The sequence below is a fragment of the Paenibacillus sp. sgz302148 genome (assembly GCF_056120465.1).
Map to the genome: position 1 here is coordinate 285,123 of NZ_JBVYOJ010000003.1, position 19,711 is coordinate 304,833.

The following is a 19,711-nucleotide window of genomic DNA, read 5'->3' on the forward strand; positions in this document are numbered from 1 at the left end:
GTTAGATTCCGCCGAGCGATGGAGTAACCATCGAATAATACCATTATAGCACAGCCGCGCGCTTTTTACTCCATTTGTTCATGGAAAATAAGGCGGCGCATGGCTGGCGTACCATGACACGATTTACCTTGCAACCTTCTGCTTCTCGCGCAGCGCGCGTTGAATGTCGCGTTCCGCATCGCGTTTGGCCGAAGTTTCGCGTTTGTCGTATTGCTTCTTCCCTTTGCCGAGGCCGATAAGCAGCTTCGCATAACCGTTGCGCACGTAAATCTTCAGCGGCACGATCGTGTAACCTTCTTGCTTCGACAGACCGAACAGTTTGCTAATTTCCTTCTTATGCATCAGCAACTTGCGCGCGCGCGTCGGATCGATCGGATTGTGCCGATTGCCCTGCTCGAACGGACTGATATGCATGTTGTGGATGAAAATTTCGCCGTTTCGGATCGTGGCAAAGGCGTCGCTGATGTTCGCTCTTCCCATCCGAAGCGATTTGATCTCGGTCCCGGTTAATACAAGCCCGGTTTCGTAAGTCTCCTCGATGAAATAATCATGGGAAGCTTTCTTGTTCTGGGCGAGCTGTTTCCCGTCACTCTTCTTGCCCATGTTATCACCCCTTCGACTTTGAACGCCGGCGGGGCGAAGAGCCCCGCGCTAACGTTGTTCAGGAGCAATTGTATCAACTTCCCGGGTGGAAATCAAGGGAAAGAACTAGTATAAACGGAAGCAGCTCTTCGGATGACCGGGTTGCACCGCGATTCAAATCCATGCAAAATGAGTCGCTCTAGCTCTACACGGACGAGCCTTCAATCGCGCCCGGCTTATCCAGCTTGCCTTTTAATGCATCGGCCACGATGGCCACGCGCTTGCCGAGACGAGAAGCCATGACCAACTCACGATTGTCTGCCGACCGTGAGCCGTCCGGGCCTGCAACGACCGACGCGCTATAAGGGGTACCGCCGATGCCTTCTCCGGTCAATTGTTCCGCATTTTCTCCATAAGGCAACCCAACGAGGATCATGCCAAAATGGAGCAGCGGCACAAAAGTCGTGATCGCCGTCGTTTCCTGGCCACCGTGAATTGAGCCCGTGCTCACGAATACGGCGGTTGGTTTTCCCTCCAATTCGCCTCTTGCCCAAAGTCCTCCGGCAGCGTCGAAAAATTGCTTCATCTGTGCCGGCATCATCCCGTAACGCGTGGGAACGCCCCATATGATGCCGTCAGCCCAAACCAGATCGTCGTGAGTCGCTTCCGGAACGTCTTTTTGCGCTTCCTGCGCTCTCACATAGGGTTCCTGGGTAGACAAATGTTTCTTCGCGACTTCGAATTCGGGGATCTTTACGAGCTTCACGTTAGCGCCGGGAACGCTTTTTGCACCTTCCTCCACCGAACGGGCCATGTTATAAATATGTCCATAAGCGCTGTAATATACGACGAGTACGTTAGTCACAATAAATCTCCTTTGTCGACATATTTGAAATGACAAAGTTATTGTGTTCATGCCGTTTCCCGGCTATCCGACGCAAAAGATGGTACAAAGACATCCCTTCTAGACAAAAAGACCGCAGGATTAACCCGGCGGTCTCAACAACCTTTCCTATTTCCGACGGAGATCCGTCATTTTTTCTTCTTTTTCTTCGTTACGGTGCCGGGACCACCCGAACCGCGACGCCCGGAGCCGCCGCCGTCGACGCTGCGGCTTTTGCGCTTGCCGCGCTGCCCCGCGCCCTCGGCGCGAGCGATCATCTGCTCGCCGAACTCGCGCACGCCGCTGGCGGTTCGGCGGCCGCCCGCACGGGCCGCGCCCGCGTCGAGGCGCACGCCGCCGTTGCCGCCTGCGCTCGGTGCGTCGCCACCGCCAGGCGTGCCGCCTTCGCCGCTGCGCTGCCCGCCGCTCGCGCCCTCGCTCCGCGGAGCGGCGCCGGCGCTATCCGCCGGGCGGAACACCTCGCCGCGGCGGCTGACGCGCTTCGTGCCCTTGCCGGCGGCTTTCGCACCGGCGCGCATGCCTCCGCCGCCGCTTTTGCCACCGCGGCCGCCGAACGCGCCGCTATCGCCTCGGCGCTTGCCGCCCTCGCCGCGTTCGCCGCGCCCGCCGCTGCGCCCTTCACCGCCACGCTTGCCGCCTTCGCCGCGCCCGCCGCGACCGCCAGCGCCGCCTCGCGGACGCCGCCCTATGGCGAGCTCCTCGACGAGGCTTGCCTTCTCGCGCGACTTCGCTTCCACCATCTCAAAATCGATGGTGTGGTCGTCCATATTGACCCGGCTCACGCGAATGATCACTTCGTCGCCGATCCGGTATACTCTCGACGTCCGCTCCCCGATCAGCGCAAGATGCTGCTCGTGGAAATGATAATAATCGTCCGTCAGATCGCTTAAGCGGATCAAGCCTTCAACCGTATTTTCCAGCTCGATGAAGATCCCGAAGTTCGTCACGCTGCTGATAATGCCTTCGAACTCCTCGCCCACCTTGTCGAGCATGTATTCCGCTTTTTTCAGCTGCTCCGTATCGCGCTCCGCGTCAACCGCGACGCGCTCCCGCTCTGACGATTGCTGCGCAATGTCCGGCATGCGTCCGTTCAAATATTCGAAGCGCTGCTCGGACAAGCCGCCGTTTTCGATCACCTCGCGGATGACGCGGTGAATGACCAAGTCCGGATAACGCCGGATCGGCGACGTGAAGTGCGTATAGAACTCCGCAGCAAGCCCAAAATGCCCGAGACTTTGCGCGTCATATTTCGCCTGCTTCATCGAACGCAGCATGACGGTACTGATGACTGTCTCTTCCTTCGTGCCGCTGATTTCCTCCAGCAGCGTCTGCAATGCGCGCGGATGCACGCTGTTGCCGCGCCCCTTCACCACATACCCGAAGTTGGCCGCGAACTGCATGAACGTCATCAGCTTCTCCGGATCGGGATCGTCATGAACCCGATACAAGAACGGCACCTTCAACCAGTGGAAATGCTCCGCCACCGTCTCGTTCGCCGCCAGCATGAACTCTTCGATAATTTGTTCGGCAATGGAGCGTTCGCGTTTCACGATATCGGTTGGCTTGCCGTTTTCATCGACGAGCACCTTCGATTCCTGAAAATCAAAATCGATCGCCCCTCGGCGCATCCGCGCCTGCCGCAGTGACATCGCCAAATCGCGCATTAGCCGGAAATCCTCGACCAAATCACCATACCGCTCGATTAATTCCGGGTCTTCGTCCATCAAAATTTTGCGGACATTCGTGTACGTCATCCGCTCCGTCGTCTTGATTACACTCGTAAAAACATCATGGCGAACGACTTTCGCCTTATCGTCGAATTCCATCTCGCACGACAACGTCAGCCGATCGACCTTCGGATTCAAGCTGCATATGCCGTTCGACAGCCGGTGGGGCAGCATTGGAATAACGCGGTCCACCAAATACACGCTGCAGCCGCGGTTATAAGCCTCCCGGTCGAGCGCGGAGCCTTCGCGAACATAATAACCGACATCGGCAATGTGCACGCCCAGCAGGATATTCCCGTTCGGCAAACGCTCCACGTTAACGGCGTCGTCCAAGTCTTTGGCGTCCTCGCCGTCAATCGTGACGATCCGCTTGCCGCGCAAGTCCCGCCGTTTCTGGCGCACGATTTCGTCGTCGGTGATCGAGTCCGGCGCTTGTTCCGCCTCATGCATCACTTCTTCCGGGAAAGCCTCCGGCAGCTGATGCTTGCGAATGATCGAAATGATGTCGACGCCGGGATCGTCTTTATGTCCCAGCACCTCGATCACTTCGCCCGTAGCCGCCGCGCGGCCTTCCGGATAGGTAACGATGCGGACGACGACTTTATCCCCCGTAACGGCACCCATAAAGCTCGTTTTCGGCACGAAAATATCTTTGCCGATCCGCTTGTCGTCTGCATGAACGAAGCCATAGCTGTCCAAATTTTCGAACACGCCGACAACTTGCGTGACCGCGCGCTGCACGATGCGGACGACTTCACCCTCGATTTTGCCGCCGGCTGCGCTTCTTGTCGTAATACGCACAAGAACGATGTCGCCGTTCATTGCGCCCCTCATGTCGTTCGCGTGAATGTACACGTCCTGGTGCTCGCGGTCCTCCGGAATAAGGAATCCGAAGCCTTTCGCATGGGCTTGCATCCGGCCGCGCAGCAAATTCATCCGTTCCGGAATGCCGTAGCGCTCCGTTCGGGTCCGATGAATTTTGCCCTCCTCTTCCAGCTGGTTCAGCTGCTTGAGGAAATCTTTGAATTCCTTGGCCTCTGTCACGCCAAAATGCTCCGCAAGCTCCTGGTACGTCATCGGTTTATAATCCGGATCTTGCATCAAATCCATGATTTGCTGTTCCAATATCATCTAGTATTAGGTCACCTTCCTTTGTCATCCCTTAGACAGAGATGCCCGTTCTTTAATATAATTTCAGTATGTACAAAAATATATCGGCGCAATCCCAAATAAAAAGCAGCAAGAGAATGATCTCCTGCTGCTTCATTTGTCATGTTAAGCTTTCACAAAATAAGCGACGACGATCGAAAGAATAAAAAATCCTGCCGCAATACCGATCGTCACTCGAGATAGCAACAAATCGAGCCCACGCGCCTTCTGCTTGCCGAACAGATGCTCCGCGCCTCCGGAGATGGCACCCGACAACCCTGCACTCTTGCCCTTCTGGAGCAATACAACAGCAATCAGGGCCAACGAGAAAATGATCAAAAGAACTTTCCAGAAAATTAACATGTTTGTTCCACCTCCTGAAAGCTTTCATGTATGAAAGCTACATCGTAAGCATAAGCTCGGCTTTCGAAGAAAGCCACTTCGTAAGCATAAGCTGGACTTTCGTTAGAAAGTCACATCGTAAGCATAAGCTTGACCCCATTCAGTAACCACATCAAGTTACAAAAACAGCACTCTCATTTTACCATATTCCTGCTTTTTATGCAATGCCAAGCCCTTTGAGGTAATTCAAGCTGATCTTGATGCTCTCGAGCTGCGAGCCGCTGCACTGATCTTGTTCCACGATGTAATATTCGATGCCCGCTTCTTGCGCGCTGTCGAATACGCCTTTGAAGTTCACAACGCCATTGCCCACTTCCGTAAACTCGTTCTCCGCCGTAAAATCCTTCACATGCACAAGCGGCACGCGTCCCTTGTACTGCGACATATATTCGGCCGGATCGATGCCGCCGCGATGCACCCAGCCTGCGTCGATTTCGCATACGAGCAAATCTGCTCCAATGCTGCGGTAAATCGTGTCGAGCACATACTCGCCTTCGATTTTGTCGAATTCGAACGCATGGTTATGATAGCCGTAAGTCATGCCGGCCGCTTTCGTCATTTCGGCCGCTTTGCGGATTTTGGCGATGGCGTCGTCAAGCTCCGCCTTACCCCAAGTGGATTGATACGGCATGCCGGGCAGCACGATATACTTGATGCCGAGCTCGGAAGCGTATTCAACTTGGCGCGCGAAATCCGACTCCCATTGATCAGGCGCCTGCCAGTTTAAGCCAACGTGCGCGGACGGCGTGCCAAGGCCCAGATCGGACACGATTTGCTTCAATTCTTTGGCCGAATGGCCATAATAACCGGCGAATTCCACCCCGTTGTAGCCGATTTCAGCCACTTGTTTCAACGTGCCGACAAAATCTTTTTGCGCTTCGTCACGAAGCGTGTACATTTGTACGCCTACCGGTATTTTCCCCATGATTGTTCCCTCCCAAAGTAAATGAATTCATTTATGTATAAGCCGTACATTTAAAAAAAGAAGCAGGCCACACCCGCCGTGAAAGGCGATACGAATACCGAAATACGTTCTGCCACCGCCCGCAAGCTTACGCTCGCCATCCGGTGTATGCCGTTTTTTCTCGATTCAGAAAGGGGGGCGGCTCCATCGATCGATCAGAACTGCCCTTCCCTTTTCGCCTTGCGTGTGTTGCCTGCTTCCTCAATTCAGTTCAGCCTAAGCTGAAACCGAATTATTTTTTCAAGTTGAAAAATGCTTTTTCGCCCGCATATTGCGCAACGTTGCCCAGTTGGTCTTCGATGCGAAGCAGCTGGTTGTATTTCGCCACGCGGTCCGTACGGGACGGAGCGCCGGTTTTGATTTGGCCTGCGTTCATCGCTACGGCGATGTCGGCGATCGTGCTGTCTTCGCTTTCGCCGGAGCGGTGCGAAATAACAGCCGTGTAACCTGCGCGGTTCGCCATTTGGATCGCGTCGAACGTTTCCGTCAGCGTGCCGATTTGATTTACTTTAACGAGGATCGAGTTGCCTACGCCCTTCTTGATGCCGTCGGACAGGCGCTCGGTGTTCGTTACGAACAGGTCGTCGCCAACGAGCTGCACTTTGCCGCCAAGCTTATCGGTAAGCAGCTTCCAGCCTTCCCAGTCGTCTTCGGAGCAGCCGTCTTCGATCGTGATGATCGGATATTTCTCAACCCAGGAAGCAAGGAAATCAACGAATTCCGCGGAAGTGAAGGAACGGCCTTCGCCTTCCAGGTGATATTTGCCGTCTTTGAAAAATTCCGTCGAAGCAACGTCCATGCCCAGGAATACGTCAACGCCTGGTTTGTAGCCGGCACGCTCGATCGCGGAGATGATCGTTGTAATCGCTTCTTCGTTCGATCCCAGGTTCGGTGCAAAACCGCCTTCGTCGCCTACTGCCGTGTTCAGTCCTTTTTCTTTCAGAACCGATTTCAGAGAGTGGAAAATTTCCGCGCCCCAACGAAGACCTTCGCGGAACGTAGGTGCGCCTACAGGCAGAACCATGAACTCTTGAACGTCGACGTTGTTGTCGGCATGCGCGCCGCCGTTGATGATGTTCATCATCGGTACAGGAAGCGTTTTGGCGTTGAAGCCGCCAAGGTAAGTATATAGAGGAACGGCAAGAGCTTCAGCCGCCGCGCGTGCTACTGCCATCGAAACGGCAAGAATCGCGTTGGCGCCAAGCTTTGCTTTGTTCGGCGTTCCGTCAAGCTCGATCATTTTTTTGTCGATTTTTACTTGATCAAGGGCATCCAAGCCGATTATTTCCGGGGCAATAATCTCGTTCACGTTTTCTACCGCTTTTAGGACACCTTTCCCCAAATAACGGCCTTTGTCGCCATCACGCAGTTCGACAGCTTCATAAGCGCCCGTGGAAGCGCCGGAAGGAACGATCGCGCGTCCGATTGCGCCGGATTCCAGGTAAATTTCAACTTCAACCGTAGGATTGCCGCGGGAGTCAAGCACTTCGCGGGCGAAAACGTCAGAAATCGTAGTCATCGTAAAACGCTCCTTTGAAATAGTAATAGGTTACTTCACCAGCATCGAACGTCCGGTCATTTGCTCCGGCTGCGGCAACTGCAAGAAGTCCAGCATCGTCGGTGCAATGTCGGCCAAAATGCCATCGTCTCTCAGTTTAACACGAGAATCGGTCACAATAAAAGGTACCGGATTCGTCGTATGCGCCGTGAACGGACGGCCTTGCTCGTCGAATACCATGTCGGCGTTGCCATGGTCGGCCGTGATGATGCACACGCCGCCTTTGGCGAGTACCGCTTCGACGACTTGGCCCATGCACTCGTCCGTCACTTCTACCGCTTTGATCGTCGGCTCGAGCATGCCCGAATGTCCGACCATGTCCGGGTTCGCGAAGTTCAAGATGATGACGTCGTGCTTGTCGGCTTCGATTTCGCTGACAGCCGCAGCAGCCACCTCGTATGCGCTCATCTCCGGCTTCAAATCGTACGTCGCCACCTTCGGCGAATTGATCAGAACGCGCGTTTCGCCCGGAAGCTCAACATCACGTCCGCCGCTGAAGAAGAACGTCACGTGCGGGTATTTCTCCGTTTCGGCGATGCGCAGTTGTTTCTTGCCATGCTGCACGAGTACTTCGCCCAGCGTGTTGTCCAAATCCTTCGGTTTATACGCAACGTAACCGCCAACCGTTTCGCTGAACAAGGTCAAGCATACAAAATGCAATCCGCGAGGGAACTTGTCGCCGCGGTCGAAACCGCGGAAATCTTCGTTCGTGAACACCTGCGACAGCTGAATCGCCCGGTCCGGACGGAAGTTGAAGAAGATGACCGCATCGCCGGATTCCACTTGCCCGACAGGCTTACCTTGCTCATCAACGATGACCGTCGGAACGACAAACTCGTCGAACACGGATTTTTCGTACGACTCTACGATTGCCTTGATCGGATCCGTGTATTGCGGGCCTTCGCCGTATACCATCGCGCGGTAGGACTTCTCCACCCGATCCCAGCGCTTGTCGCGGTCCATCGAGTAGTAACGTCCTTGCACCGTCGCGATTTTGCCTACGCCGATTTCGGCGATTTTTTTCTGCAGCTGCTCGATGTACCCTTTGGCGCTGTCCGGCGAAACGTCGCGGCCGTCCAGAAACGCATGAACGTATACGTCGGCCAGCCCTTCCTTCTTCGCAAGCTCCAGCAGCGCGAACAAGTGTCCAATGTGGCTATGCACGCCGCCGTCGGATACAAGGCCATACAGGTGAAGCTTCTTGCCGTTTTGCTTCGCGTGGCGAACCGCCGCAAGCAGTGTTTCGTTGTCGAAAAAATCGCCTTCGCGAATCGACTTCGTGATGCGGGTCAAATCCTGGTACACGATGCGGCCTGCGCCGATGTTCAAATGGCCCACTTCGGAGTTGCCCATTTGCCCTTCCGGCAAACCGACCGCTTCCCCGCACGCCGTCAACTGCGTGTGCGGATACGTCGCCATATAACGGTCATAGTTCGGCTTTTTCGCTTGCGCTACGGCATTTCCTACTACCGTGTCGCGCAGCCCGAAGCCGTCCATAATAATCAGTGCTACCGGTTTAGGAGCGGACATTTAGCGCGCCCCCTCGACCAATTGAATGTACGAAGCCGGCTCCAGACTTGCTCCGCCGACAAGCGCGCCGTCGATGTCGCTCGCCGCCATGTACTCGCGGATGTTGCCCGGCTTCACGCTGCCGCCGTATTGGATGCGGATCGCGTCCGCCGTTGCTTGACCGTACAGTCCAGAAATCAGGCTGCGGATATACGCGCATACTTCGTTTGCGTCTTCAGCCGTCGAAGATTTGCCAGTTCCGATCGCCCAGATCGGCTCATATGCGATAACGACTTGTGCCGCTTGCTCAGCGGACAGGCCTTGGAACGCGCCTTCGGTTTGCACCTTGCATACGTCCTTCGTTTGTCCTGCTTCGCGCTCTTCCAGCTTCTCGCCTACGCAAACGATCGGCGTAATGCCGTGCTTGAACGCCGCTTGGACCTTCTTGTTCACGATTTCGTCCGTCTCTGCGAAATAAGCTCTGCGCTCGGAATGGCCGATGATGACATAATCAACGCCGATGTCCTTCAGCATCACGCCGCTAATTTCGCCCGTAAACGCGCCGTTGTCTTCGAAATGAAGGTTTTGTGCGCCGATGCGGATCGATGTTCCTTTTGCTGCTTCGACAAGTGCCGGCAGCGCCGTGAACGGAGCGCATACAACACTCTCTACGCCGTCGATTTCCGCTTTGCCCTTCACGTCGTTCAAGAAAGCGGTCGCTTCGCCAATCGTTTTGAACATTTTCCAGTTGCCTGCGATGATCGGTTTTCTCAAGTGGAGTCCCTCTCTTTCGTCTTGTCTGATCGAAATTTTACTTATCGTTTAACGCTACAACGCCCGGCAGTGCTTTGCCTTCCATGAACTCGAGGGAAGCACCGCCGCCTGTGGAGATATGATCCATTTTGTCGCCCAGGCCGAATTTCTCAACCGCTGCAGCGGAGTCGCCGCCACCGATGACGGTGTAGCCGGAGGTTTCCGCGCAAGCCTGCGCTACCGCGCGAGTGCCGTGGGAGAACGGCTCGATTTCGAATACGCCCATCGGTCCGTTCCAGACGACAAGCTTCGAATTTTTGATCGTTTCCGCATAAATTTCGCGTGTTTTCGGTCCGATGTCGATACCTTCCCAGTCGGCCGGGATGCCGTCAACATCAACGATTTTCGTGTTGGCGCTAGCGCTGAAATCGTCGGATACGACGATATCGACAGGAATCAGGAAGTTTTTGCCGAGCTTCTTCGCTTTTTCCATGAACTCAAGGGCAAGATCCAGCTTGCTGTTATCGACGAGCGATTGGCCGATTTCATAGCCTTGCGCTTTGAAGAACGTATACGACAGGCCGCCGCCGATGATGATGTTGTCGGCGATCTCGATCATCTTGTTGATCACGTCGATTTTGTCCTTAACCTTCGATCCGCCTACGATCGCCGTGAACGGACGCTCTGGGTTATGAAGCGCTTTGCCGAGCACGTCCAGCTCTTTCTCCATCAGAAGTCCCGAAACGGCCGGCAAATAATGAGCGATGCCTTCCGTCGACGCATGAGCGCGGTGTGCAGCGCCAAACGCGTCGTTCACGTACAGGTCAGCCAGCTCGGCAAAAGCTTTTGCGAGTTCCGGATCGTTCTTCTCTTCGCCTTCATAGAAGCGGACGTTCTCGAGCAGCAATACGTCGCCGTTGTTCAGAGCGGCTACTTGCGCTTTCACGGCGTCGCCGATCGCTTCGTCGGCTTTGACAACCGGTTTGCCGAGCAGCTCGGACAGGCGGGTTGCCGCAGGCGTCAAACGCATTTCTTCGACGACTTGTCCTTTCGGACGTCCCAAGTGGCTCGCCAGGATCACTTTCGCGCCGCGCTCGGTCAAATACTGAATCGTCGGCAGCGTTTCGCGGATCCGCGTATCGTCGGTAATTTTGCCGTTTTCCAAAGGTACATTAAAATCAACGCGGACAAACACCTTTTTCCCCGTTACTTCTACATCGCGCACGCTTTTTTTGTTCATCGCTTGGACCTCCTAAGGTTCGGTAATGGGCATCTATACATCAAACACAAACTAGCTAAAGAGGAGTCACTTTGCAGCTTCTCCTCTTTATTTGGCGCTATATTATGCGGTTATTGCTAAGATTACAGACCTTTTTTCGCGATGAAAGCGGCAAGGTCAACGACACGGTTGGAGTAGCCCCACTCGTTGTCGTACCAGGAGATGACTTTAACCATGTTGCCGCCAACGACCATCGTCGACAGAGCGTCGATCGTGGAGGAAGCAGGGTCGCCGTTGTAGTCGCTCGATACAAGCGGCTCTTCGTTGTAGTTCAAGATGCCTTTCAGCGTGCTTTCGGAAGCGGCTTTCAACGCTGCGTTGACTTCTTCAACCGTAACGTCTTTCGACAGCTCGACAACCAGATCCGTAACGGATACGTTAGGCGTAGGCACGCGCATGGATCCGCCGTTCAGTTTGCCTTTCAGCTCAGGCAGTACCAAGCCAACCGCTTTGGCAGCGCCCGTCGTCGAAGGAATGATGTTCTCTGCAGCGGCGCGAGCACGGCGCAGGTCTTTGTGAGGCAGGTCAAGAACGGATTGATCGTTCGTGTAGGAGTGAACCGTCGTCATCATGCCTTTTACGATACCAAACGTGTCGTTCAGAACTTTCGCGAAAGGAGCAAGGCAGTTCGTCGTACAAGAAGCGTTCGAGATTACGGTATGTTGAGCTGGATCGTATTTGTCTTCGTTAACGCCCATAACGATCGTGATATCTTCGTTCGTAGCCGGTGCGGAGATGATAACTTTTTTCGCGCCGCCTTTCAGGTGAAGCTCGGCTTTTTCTTTCGCCGTGAAAATACCCGTCGATTCAACGACGATTTCCGCGCCTACGGAAGCCCAAGGCAGGTTTCCTGGGTCGCGCTCTGCGAATACTTTGATTGTTTTGCCGTTTACGATCAGCGCGCCTTCGCCCGCTTGAACCGTCGCGTTCAGTTTGCCATGCGTCGTGTCATATTTAAGAAGGTGAGCAAGCGTGTTAACGTCCGTCAAGTCGTTGACTGCAACGATTTCCACTTCCGGATTGTTCAGCGCAGCGCGGAATACGTTTCTGCCGATACGTCCAAAACCGTTAATACCTACTTTTACCATGATAATTCCTCCTGTTTTTTTGCTTTTTTATATTTCAAGACGAGCCAGAGGCACGTCAAGATCTCTTGATCTGTTACGTTCAATCTCGCGTCGGCGCATGCTTCAGCATTTCGTGTGCGGCCGCCTCGTCCGTGACGAGCAGGTCTTCGTGACCGAACCGCAGCACCGAAGCGATCGCTTCGCCTTTGCTTTTGCCGCCTGCTATCGCAATGACGGTTTCGATTTCTTGAATGTCCTCGATGCGGAGTCCAACCGTCGGCATCTTGTGGACGACTTTACCGCTTCGGTCAAAATAATACCCGAACGCCTCCGCCAAAGCTCCGTCGGCTGCGATGCTCTCGATCGTCTGTTCGTCGACCTTTCTCCTTCGGGCCATCACCATCGCGTCTCCTATGCCGTGAACGACGATGCGCGCTTGCCGGATGAACTGGACGACCTCTTGGATGTTCGGCTCCTGCATCAGCGATTGATACGCTTCATCGCTGAGATGATCCGGCACGTGCAGCAGTCGGTAGCGTGCGCCCGTCCGTTTCGCCATCATCGATGCGATCGTATTCGCTTGGTAGTCGAGGCTTTCGCCAAGTCCGCCGCGTGCAGGCACGAACCATATGCCCTTCAGTTGGGCCGGCAGCGATAGCTGCCCCGCGATCTCCGCCAGCGTCGAGCCGCCGGTTACCGCGATGATGTCGCCGCTTGCCGCGTATTTGCGAAGTGCCGCGCTACCCGCGCGTCCAAGCTCTTTCTTCGTGATCTCCGAGACATCGGAATCGCCGGGTACGATGAACACTTGCTTCAGGCCGAATCGGTCGCGAATCGCCTCTTCCATGTCGGACAAGCCGAACAGTTCCTTGGCGACCGGCTCCATGTCGTCGAGCAGCTTGCGTCCCGCTTCGCTGATCCGCATGCCGAGACCGTCGGTTTCGAGCAGCCCTTGCGCTTTCAGCACATCGACCTCCGTCCGCAGCACACGCTCCGTCATATCGAGGCTGGATGCCAGCATTCTGCGGCCGATTACGTCGGAAAGCATGATGTGTCGCAGGATGGTGTATCTTTTTTTCAATACGTCCATGATGTCCGGCACAAGCTGCTTCTGAATGTCTACAATATTCCTCATTGGATCCGCCCCAGCAAAAATTACGGTGACACATCGGCTAAGGTGTACGACTAATTCTGATGCGCCCTGCTTACATCAATAGCTGGTCGTAAAACGTCCCGCGTGTTCTTTTTAAGTCCCACTATCATTGTAACGAAAAAGATGTCGATTTTCAAGTATTCGACACAACATTCGGCATTTAAACTTTTATACTGTTTGTTATTTGATTTGTGGCGGAAATTCTCCAAAAGGAAGTGATGAGAACTAAGTGCTCGAAAGGGACTGCAGGCACCTTCACTTGGACCGCTCTTGGGACGCTCTACAAACTTAGATGCAAAAGTACATTTATTTAACCAACTTGATCACCTTAACAGACAAATAACTGCAACCGTGCAGTTATTGGCCGGAATGAACGTCTGAACCGATGATTTCGAGAATAATAGCTGCATTTTTGCAGTAACACTTGGCTTGTCCGACAGAGAGGAAATAATAGATGTACTTTTGCAGTTATCCCCGCGAGATTCCTCCCGTAACAGTAGACACAATCGGCTTCCAAAAAAATCTGAACAAACATGCTTGCTTTTCTCATCTATCTGTCATATAATAAATTTCGCTATCTCACATGCGCCCGTGGTCCAATGGATATGACGTAGGCCTCCGGAGCCTGAGATCGAGGTTCAATTCCTCGCGGGCGCGCCATTTTTCCTATAAAGAAGCTATCCGACATCGGGTGGCTTTTTTTCATTTTCCGTAAATCCCGGCGAATCGATGCATTCACATCTTCATCACCTAAGAGAAATAACCGCCGGACCCTGCATCCGCAGGTCCAACGGTTCATAAACTCAACATATAATCAATTTCCTCTCACCCCCGTATGACAATATGCCAGATGACCTATACTAGCAAAATGCGGTTTTGTTATTTCACTTTGATTCCGATGACGACCGACGTTTGGTTCGTAACGAATTGTTGGTCTTTCGTTAGCCAATCCGCCGAAATCGTGTAGTAGTATTCTCCGGCTTCTTCAGGCGCTTGGAACGAGCCGTTTTCTAACGCTATCGTTGCGGGTTTCCCTTGAGAATCGTCTTCCACGTTCACATTCATACGCATTGGATGCGGCTCATAGTCCCAGGTGATCCATATTTGCGTTCCAGGTTCTACAGCGGTAGGTGCATTGCCCCGAAGCTGCGCTTTGCCGCCGATAAAATCGGCACAGCCAAGCCGGTACCAGCAATAGCTGCTCTGGTAGGCAGGAATGTCTTGTGACGTTGTGCTAATCTTGGGCAAGGGTGGGGTTTTCAGCTCTTGCTTCGGCGGGTCGGCCGACTTCACAGCAGGTACTACGTTATACGAATAGCCGTTTGTCGCTAACATCATCAATAACAAGGACACTGCGATCAATTGTTTGATCACGATGAACCACCTCCTGCATCATTAGACGCACGAATTAACATTTTGTTCCACCGGAAATAAAGCAAGCGTCACCCCTTGACTCCGTTTTCTGGATAATTTATGGAATATGACGGAATATATCAATTTAAAATTTGATCAAAAAAGTTTGACTATCTTTGACTTTTGTATTTGTTTTTTGTATGATAGCGATGTAGCAATTATTTCACATGTCAGGAGGCAGATAAATATGAGTTTTGTCCCTATGGTTATCGAACAAAGCAATCGCGGCGAGCGCGCTTATGACATTTATTCCCGGCTATTGAAGGATCGCATCATTATCCTCGGCACCCCGGTGAACGATGTCGTCGCCAATTCCATCATAGCGCAAATGTTGTTCCTGGCAGCCGATGATCCGGATAAAGACATTCATTTGTACATTAACAGCCCGGGCGGATCGATCACATCCGGCATGGCGATTTTCGATACGATGCAATTCATCAAACCCGACGTATCTACGATCTGCGTAGGCATGGCCGCTTCGATGGGCGCATTCCTGCTTGCGGCGGGCGCCAAAGGCAAACGTTTCGCTTTGCCGAACAGCGAAGTGATGATCCATCAGCCGCTCGGCGGCGCCGAAGGGCAAGCGAGCGACATCGAAATTCGCGCGAAGCGCATCCTGAAAATGCGCGACAAGCTGAACACGATCCTGGCCGAGCGTACGGGCCAACCGCTCAGCCGCATCGAGAAGGATACGGACCGCGACTACTTCATGAGCGCGGAAGAAGCCGCAGCTTACGGTTTGATCGATAAAGTGATCGAGCGCGTATAAGGCGTAAGCCACAACGATAAAAGCCTTCCCCATCACGACCTCGCGTCGGGTCAGGGGAAAGGCTTTTTTTTACACGATATACATGCATTCGCATCGTTCTATTCGCTATTACGCATAGCCGCATCGCCAGGACTCTCCACTACATCCGCTCCCGGTACTCTTTCGGCGACATGCCCATTCGAGCGCGGAACGTGCGGTGAAAATAGCTGTAGCTGTGGAAGCCGGTCGTTTCGGCGACCTGCTCCAGCGTCATGCTGCTGAACCGGATGCGTTCGCATGCGAGACTAAGGCGCACCTCGATCGCGTAGTCGATAATCGATTGGCCGAACGTATCCTTGAACAGATGGCTGGCCCGGGAAACGCTCATATCGACGCTGCCTGCCGCCTCTTCCAGCGTGAACGGCTCGATCGCGTGCCGCTCCACATAATGCTTCAGCCGATACGCCACATAGGAACGGGAACTGGGCGAAGCCTGCGTCCGTTCGTTGATCGCCCTGTCGAGCGTCAGGCACAGCAGCCGTAGCAAATGCTCGGCGATCGAAGGGTCGGCGTCGCGGATGCGCCTTTTTTCGAGAATAATTTGGCGCCATAATGAGATCCAGCTTTCGTCCAGCCCGATATAGGTTTTGATAGCCCGGGCCTGCCCTCCGCTCCCTTTCCACCAAGCATCAAGCCACGGCCCCTGACACATGATAAAATAGTCGGTGCTGTGGATTTTCGCCGGCGGCGGGGCGGATGCGCCAACGCGCAGCTCATACGGCTCTCCGGGCCCGTACATCAGCAGATCGCCAGCAATGATCGGTTCGAAGCGGTCACGCACCCAAGCCTCGCAGCTGCCTTCCGTTTGCATGCGGAACAGGTACATCGGAAGCCCTTGGCGTTCGTTCATTATGAATGGCTTCGTATGCGTGGAATAACCGGAGATCAATATTTCGGACGGTGGGTCCGGTAGCATCGGCAAACTCACCTCTTGTCGATATGTAGCAAGATTGTTCATGTTTGATAAGATCATTCATGTTCATTATAGGCGAGCTGTGATATACATAAAAGTAGAATGTTACATACCTCTGGATGGATGGTGAAATCAATGTCACGTATGGGAATCGGAATTCAACTGTACACACTGCGCAATGAGACGGCGCAAGATTTCAAAGGAACGCTGCGGCAGGTCGCCGCGCTTGGCTATGAGGGTGTTGAGTTTGCGGGTTACGGCGGATTGGCTCCGCAAGAACTGAAAGAACTTCTGGGCGAATTGAAGCTGACTTCGGTAGGCAGTCATGTTAGCGTCGAGCGTTTGCGCGATCACCTGCAAGAAGAAATCGAGATGAACACGGCCATCGGCAGCCCATATGTCGTTTGCCCTTATTTGTCCGAGGAGATGCGCAAATCGCCGGAGAACATTACCGAGCTGATTGAGCTGTTCAAGCATGCCTCGCGTCAATTCGCGGCAAGCGGCATTCGGTTCGGATATCATAACCACGATTTTGAGCTGAAAGAAAAAATCGGCGAGCAGCTGCTTATGGACGTTCTATTCACTTCGACTACGCCGGAAGAAATGTTCTGCGAGCTTGACGCTTGCTGGGTTCATGCAGCCGGCTTCGATCCTGTTGCCTATATCGGCAAATACGAAGGCAGACTGCCGCTCCTTCACTTAAAAGATACGAAAAAGCATAGCGACGGCTCCATCGAAACCGTCGAGCTTGGCGCAGGCGACATCGACCTGCCGGGCGTTATTGCCTCCGCGGGTGCCGCCGGCACGCAATGGCTTATCGTGGAGCAAGACAACTGCAAAGGCAGCGCGCTGAACAGCATCGCGATCAGCATGAACTGGCTGAAGGACAATTACCTGTAAGAAGAAGCGAAGCATTTAATAAACGCCTGCCACCGGCTCCGGCCAAATACGAAAAACCGCCTCGACCGAAGCGCACATCGTGCAGCAAGGCAAGGCGGTTTCTTTTTTAAAGCTCCACGATAGATGTTGTTTACTTGTTCTCGAGGTCTTTCCACTTATTCTCGTAAACCGGTCTTTGGAACTGCTCCAGCTTCTGCAGCAGCGCTTCCGGATCTTCATCAACGACGAACAAACCGATTTGCGATTCGCGAATAAATCCGGCATCGATCGCATGCTTAACCATGTCGACCAACGGCGTGTAAAAACCTTTTGTATTGAGCAATCCGATCGGCTTCTGGTGAATGCCGAGCTGAGACCAGCTAAGCACTTCGAACAATTCTTCGAACGTTCCGTAACCACCCGGTATGGCGATAAAAGCGTCGGACAGCTCATACATTTTCGCCTTACGCTCGTGCATATTGGCCGTTTCATGAAATTTCGTCAGTCCCGTATGTATCATTTCGCCCCGGAACAAGCCCCTTGGCATGACGCCAACAACTTCGCCCTTCGCCTCCAGCACCGTATCCGCTAATTTTCCCATCAGACCGAACCGGGAACCGCCATAAATCAGACCTTTCCCGCGCGATACAAGCAGCTTCGCGAGCGTTTCCGCCGCTTCCATAAATTCCGGACCATTCCCCGGATTCGAACCCGAAAAAACACAAATGTTCTTCATCGTATTTTCCTACTCCCTGCTGAGATTACTCTATATTTGGTACACACCATTATTACATTATACAATATATAGAGAAAAGATACGATGCTCCGTTGGTCCGAATCGGCAATGATCTCATTCGAATACTTTATCTTTACGACTCAAAAAAGTCCTCAATACGACCACAACCTCACTCGAACCGGTGCTTCCCTCTATTACGAAACTTTTAAACCTGTCTTCTCAAAAATAACAGTCGCTACGGCATGCTGCTCATGGTGTACCGTAATTTCGTCGGCGACTTCCTTCAACTGCGGATGTGCATTGCTGACCGCGATGCCGCTATCGGCCCACTTCAGCATCTCAACGTCGTTCAAATAATCGCCAAGCGCGATTGTGCGAAGGCCGTCAATTTGCAGCATGCGCACGAGCTCCTTCAGCGCGTCGCCCTTCGAAGCCCCTTGCGGCAATATTTCGAGCAGAGTCGGCTCGGAATAGACTAGCGTGCAAGGCATGCCGCTTTCTTGGATCAATCGTTTCATCTCTTCCAACCGTTCGTGAGAGGCCGAAACCGCAACAAGCTTCGCAACGTTCTTCTCGCCGAACTCGAGTGCCGGTTTGTCGAATTTCCCTTCGGCAATACGTTTCGTCCAAGACTCCGCCGACAGCGGGAATACGTCGCGCCCGAGATAAACGAGCAGTTCCAGCCCGGAGTCAATACGCTCCAACAATTCGTTCCAAAGAGCCGGCGGCACTGTTAATTGCTTTTCGTACAAAATATCGAGCGTCTCGGGATGAACGATTCGCGCCCCATTGTACAAAATAAGCGGCAGCTGCACTCCCAGCTCCCGAACGTACGGCATTACGGATTTTTCCGCGCGGCCCGTCGCCAGCGTGAACAATCCTCCCGCCTCCATAAACGCTTTGATCGCCCGCAAGTTTTCTTCGCTAATGCGCTCCTGTCCGTTAAGCAATGTCCCATCCATATCGGTCACGATTAATGTCTTGTTCAATTGAGGTTCCTCCCCTTCGATGACTGCAACAGCAGCTTGGCTTCATGTCCCCGGTCATATGACGCAACACCGCGTGCATGGATTATACCGCACAACAAAATAGGGCATTGCTTAATCGCCATAATCATTCGTATGGTTAAGTGCTATAATCACCTGTTTTGCTTAACCTCTATAGTCACTCAACTTCGGCCAAATACGGTTAAGCGCTTTCCCTAATCCTTATGTTTATTATAGCATGAAGAGATAGGGCGTCAACTGGAGTTGGGCCCTACGAAGGAGTAGCTGCTTATTTCAAAACAATCAAAGATTGTTTTTCCGGTACTCTCGACTTCCACGAAACCGGCGATACCCCGGCCGCGTTGGCCGGGGTAATGGAATATCATTTCGATAAAACGGTGTAAGCATGAGAAACACTTATTCCGGTTCGACCCATTGCGGAGCGGTTTCATGGCGATAATCGCCGTTCCACACATCGAACTTATTTCCGTCCGGATCGTAAAATTTGAAGTTCCGTCCGCATAATCCTCGATCTTCGATATCTTCGACTTTCACGCCGTTTTGCTGTAAATACACATGGAAATCGTGCAATTGTTCGATCGTTTTCGTTTGGAAGGTTACGACAAACATCTCGTAGCCTTCTCTTTCCTTGAAATTGAAATGAGGTTTCGCGTGATCCTTGGTTTCACACAGAAATAAGGTCGGTCCAGAATCCAAAAGAAAACAGTGTCCTCCCCACTCTAACCCGAGAACAGACTCATACCACTTCTTCGATTTCCAAAAGTCCGAAACGGGAACGTAAATAGTCGCAATACTTCCTATAAACGATGGCCGGCTTGCCGTATTCGCAGCCAAAGCCTGAGCTTGCTCGACACTCGACATTCGATCACTCTCCCTTGTTTCATCTGATTACGGTCCTGCAAAAGCTA

The 19,711-nt window shown here is 53.2% G+C and carries 19 protein-coding genes and 1 tRNA gene; 4 read left to right on the plus strand and 16 right to left on the minus strand.

Annotated elements, in window-relative coordinates:
• Window positions 1-123 precede the first annotated feature (123 nt).
• The 11 genes from smpB to AC0LWM_RS06695 form a co-directional block, all read right to left on the minus strand.
• Window positions 124-603 (minus strand): SsrA-binding protein SmpB, encoded by a 480-nt coding sequence (gene smpB, locus AC0LWM_RS06645; protein WP_474674124.1) that lies wholly within the window; start codon window positions 601-603, stop codon window positions 124-126.
• 184 nt (window positions 604-787) lie between these two features.
• The gene (gene wrbA, locus AC0LWM_RS06650; protein ID WP_474674125.1) at window positions 788-1,447 is read right to left on the minus strand and encodes an NAD(P)H:quinone oxidoreductase; all 660 of its coding nucleotides are present in this window, start codon (window positions 1,445-1,447) and stop codon (window positions 788-790) included.
• Between the two features lie 167 nt (window positions 1,448-1,614).
• A complete protein-coding gene (gene rnr, locus AC0LWM_RS06655) occupies window positions 1,615-4,344 on the minus strand; it encodes a ribonuclease R (protein WP_474674126.1) in 2,730 nt (909 codons plus the stop codon).
• Between the two features lie 144 nt (window positions 4,345-4,488).
• A complete protein-coding gene (secG, locus tag AC0LWM_RS06660; RefSeq protein ID WP_474674127.1) occupies window positions 4,489-4,725 on the minus strand; it encodes a preprotein translocase subunit SecG in 237 nt (78 codons plus the stop codon).
• Window positions 4,726-4,921: 196 nt separating this feature from the next.
• A complete protein-coding gene (locus AC0LWM_RS06665) occupies window positions 4,922-5,689 on the minus strand; it encodes a sugar phosphate isomerase/epimerase family protein (protein ID WP_474674128.1) in 768 nt (255 codons plus the stop codon).
• Between the two features lie 271 nt (window positions 5,690-5,960).
• Window positions 5,961-7,247, minus strand: coding sequence for a phosphopyruvate hydratase (gene eno, locus AC0LWM_RS06670; RefSeq protein WP_474674129.1), 1,287 nt, complete (start codon window positions 7,245-7,247; stop codon window positions 5,961-5,963).
• Window positions 7,248-7,277: 30 nt separating this feature from the next.
• On the minus strand, window positions 7,278-8,816 hold the full coding sequence (gpmI, locus tag AC0LWM_RS06675; RefSeq protein ID WP_474674130.1) for a 2,3-bisphosphoglycerate-independent phosphoglycerate mutase: 1,539 nt from the start codon (window positions 8,814-8,816) through the stop codon (window positions 7,278-7,280).
• Window positions 8,817-9,569: a triose-phosphate isomerase gene (gene tpiA, locus AC0LWM_RS06680; RefSeq protein ID WP_474674131.1), complete on the minus strand. Its 753-nt coding sequence runs from the start codon at window positions 9,567-9,569 to the stop codon at window positions 8,817-8,819.
• Between the two features lie 37 nt (window positions 9,570-9,606).
• Window positions 9,607-10,788 carry a phosphoglycerate kinase gene (locus AC0LWM_RS06685; protein ID WP_474674132.1) on the minus strand — a complete coding sequence of 394 codons (1,182 nt, stop codon included), beginning with the start codon at window positions 10,786-10,788 and terminating at the stop codon, window positions 9,607-9,609.
• Between the two features lie 122 nt (window positions 10,789-10,910).
• Complete coding sequence (gene gap, locus AC0LWM_RS06690; protein ID WP_474674217.1) at window positions 10,911-11,918, minus strand: type I glyceraldehyde-3-phosphate dehydrogenase; 1,008 nt, start codon at window positions 11,916-11,918, stop codon at window positions 10,911-10,913.
• A 76-nt stretch (window positions 11,919-11,994) separates the two neighbouring features.
• Window positions 11,995-13,029 (minus strand): sugar-binding transcriptional regulator, encoded by a 1,035-nt coding sequence (locus AC0LWM_RS06695; RefSeq protein WP_474674133.1) that lies wholly within the window; start codon window positions 13,027-13,029, stop codon window positions 11,995-11,997.
• A 603-nt stretch (window positions 13,030-13,632) separates the two neighbouring features.
• Between AC0LWM_RS06695 and AC0LWM_RS06700 the strand changes: the two genes are divergently transcribed.
• Window positions 13,633-13,707 (plus strand) — tRNA-Arg (locus tag AC0LWM_RS06700).
• A gap of 219 nt (window positions 13,708-13,926) precedes the next feature.
• Here AC0LWM_RS06700 and AC0LWM_RS06705 read toward each other — a convergent pair.
• On the minus strand, window positions 13,927-14,421 hold the full coding sequence (locus tag AC0LWM_RS06705) for a hypothetical protein (RefSeq protein WP_474674134.1): 495 nt from the start codon (window positions 14,419-14,421) through the stop codon (window positions 13,927-13,929).
• Between the two features lie 226 nt (window positions 14,422-14,647).
• Here AC0LWM_RS06705 and clpP point away from each other — a divergent pair, with 226 nt between their 5' ends.
• Window positions 14,648-15,229 (plus strand): ATP-dependent Clp endopeptidase proteolytic subunit ClpP, encoded by a 582-nt coding sequence (clpP, locus tag AC0LWM_RS06710; protein WP_474674135.1) that lies wholly within the window; start codon window positions 14,648-14,650, stop codon window positions 15,227-15,229.
• Between the two features lie 139 nt (window positions 15,230-15,368).
• Here clpP and AC0LWM_RS06715 read toward each other — a convergent pair whose 3' ends face one another.
• Window positions 15,369-16,184 (minus strand): helix-turn-helix domain-containing protein, encoded by an 816-nt coding sequence (locus tag AC0LWM_RS06715; protein ID WP_474674136.1) that lies wholly within the window; start codon window positions 16,182-16,184, stop codon window positions 15,369-15,371.
• Window positions 16,185-16,316: 132 nt separating this feature from the next.
• Here AC0LWM_RS06715 and AC0LWM_RS06720 point away from each other — a divergent pair, with 132 nt between their 5' ends.
• Window positions 16,317-17,081 (plus strand): sugar phosphate isomerase/epimerase family protein, encoded by a 765-nt coding sequence (locus tag AC0LWM_RS06720; RefSeq protein ID WP_474674137.1) that lies wholly within the window; start codon window positions 16,317-16,319, stop codon window positions 17,079-17,081.
• 130 nt (window positions 17,082-17,211) lie between these two features.
• Here the strand turns inward: AC0LWM_RS06720 and AC0LWM_RS06725 are convergent, their stop codons facing one another.
• Complete coding sequence (locus AC0LWM_RS06725) at window positions 17,212-17,796, minus strand: LOG family protein (RefSeq protein ID WP_474674138.1); 585 nt, start codon at window positions 17,794-17,796, stop codon at window positions 17,212-17,214.
• A gap of 194 nt (window positions 17,797-17,990) precedes the next feature.
• The gene (locus tag AC0LWM_RS06730) at window positions 17,991-18,785 is read right to left on the minus strand and encodes an HAD family hydrolase (protein WP_474674139.1); all 795 of its coding nucleotides are present in this window, start codon (window positions 18,783-18,785) and stop codon (window positions 17,991-17,993) included.
• Between the two features lie 299 nt (window positions 18,786-19,084).
• On the opposite strand from AC0LWM_RS06730, the gene AC0LWM_RS06735 reads away from it, so the two are divergent.
• Window positions 19,085-19,186 (plus strand): DUF3238 domain-containing protein, encoded by a 102-nt coding sequence (locus tag AC0LWM_RS06735; RefSeq protein WP_474674218.1) that lies wholly within the window; start codon window positions 19,085-19,087, stop codon window positions 19,184-19,186.
• A 13-nt stretch (window positions 19,187-19,199) separates the two neighbouring features.
• On the opposite strand, the gene AC0LWM_RS06740 is transcribed toward AC0LWM_RS06735, so the two are convergent.
• Window positions 19,200-19,664: a VOC family protein gene (locus AC0LWM_RS06740; protein ID WP_474674140.1), complete on the minus strand. Its 465-nt coding sequence runs from the start codon at window positions 19,662-19,664 to the stop codon at window positions 19,200-19,202.
• Window positions 19,665-19,711: the final 47 nt, after the last annotated feature.

Bases quoted from the DNA above. Each gene is read 5' to 3' on its own strand.
- eno (WP_474674129.1), bottom strand. From the start codon at position 7,247: ATGACTACGATTTCTGACGTTTTCGCCCGCGAAGTGCTTGACTCCCGC.
- AC0LWM_RS06715 (WP_474674136.1), bottom strand. From the start codon at position 16,184: ATGCTACCGGACCCACCGTCCGAAATATTGATCTCCGGTTATTCCACG.
- AC0LWM_RS06720 (WP_474674137.1), top strand. From the start codon at position 16,317: ATGTCACGTATGGGAATCGGAATTCAACTGTACACACTGCGCAATGAG.
- AC0LWM_RS06665 (WP_474674128.1), bottom strand. From the start codon at position 5,689: ATGGGGAAAATACCGGTAGGCGTACAAATGTACACGCTTCGTGACGAA.
- secG (WP_474674127.1), bottom strand. From the start codon at position 4,725: ATGTTAATTTTCTGGAAAGTTCTTTTGATCATTTTCTCGTTGGCCCTG.
- clpP (WP_474674135.1), top strand. From the start codon at position 14,648: ATGAGTTTTGTCCCTATGGTTATCGAACAAAGCAATCGCGGCGAGCGC.
- AC0LWM_RS06725 (WP_474674138.1), bottom strand. From the start codon at position 17,796: ATGAAGAACATTTGTGTTTTTTCGGGTTCGAATCCGGGGAATGGTCCG.
- gpmI (WP_474674130.1), bottom strand. From the start codon at position 8,816: ATGTCCGCTCCTAAACCGGTAGCACTGATTATTATGGACGGCTTCGGG.
- AC0LWM_RS06695 (WP_474674133.1), bottom strand. From the start codon at position 13,029: ATGAGGAATATTGTAGACATTCAGAAGCAGCTTGTGCCGGACATCATG.
- AC0LWM_RS06685 (WP_474674132.1), bottom strand. From the start codon at position 10,788: ATGAACAAAAAAAGCGTGCGCGATGTAGAAGTAACGGGGAAAAAGGTG.
- AC0LWM_RS06740 (WP_474674140.1), bottom strand. From the start codon at position 19,664: ATGTCGAGTGTCGAGCAAGCTCAGGCTTTGGCTGCGAATACGGCAAGC.
- rnr (WP_474674126.1), bottom strand. From the start codon at position 4,344: ATGATATTGGAACAGCAAATCATGGATTTGATGCAAGATCCGGATTAT.
- smpB (WP_474674124.1), bottom strand. From the start codon at position 603: ATGGGCAAGAAGAGTGACGGGAAACAGCTCGCCCAGAACAAGAAAGCT.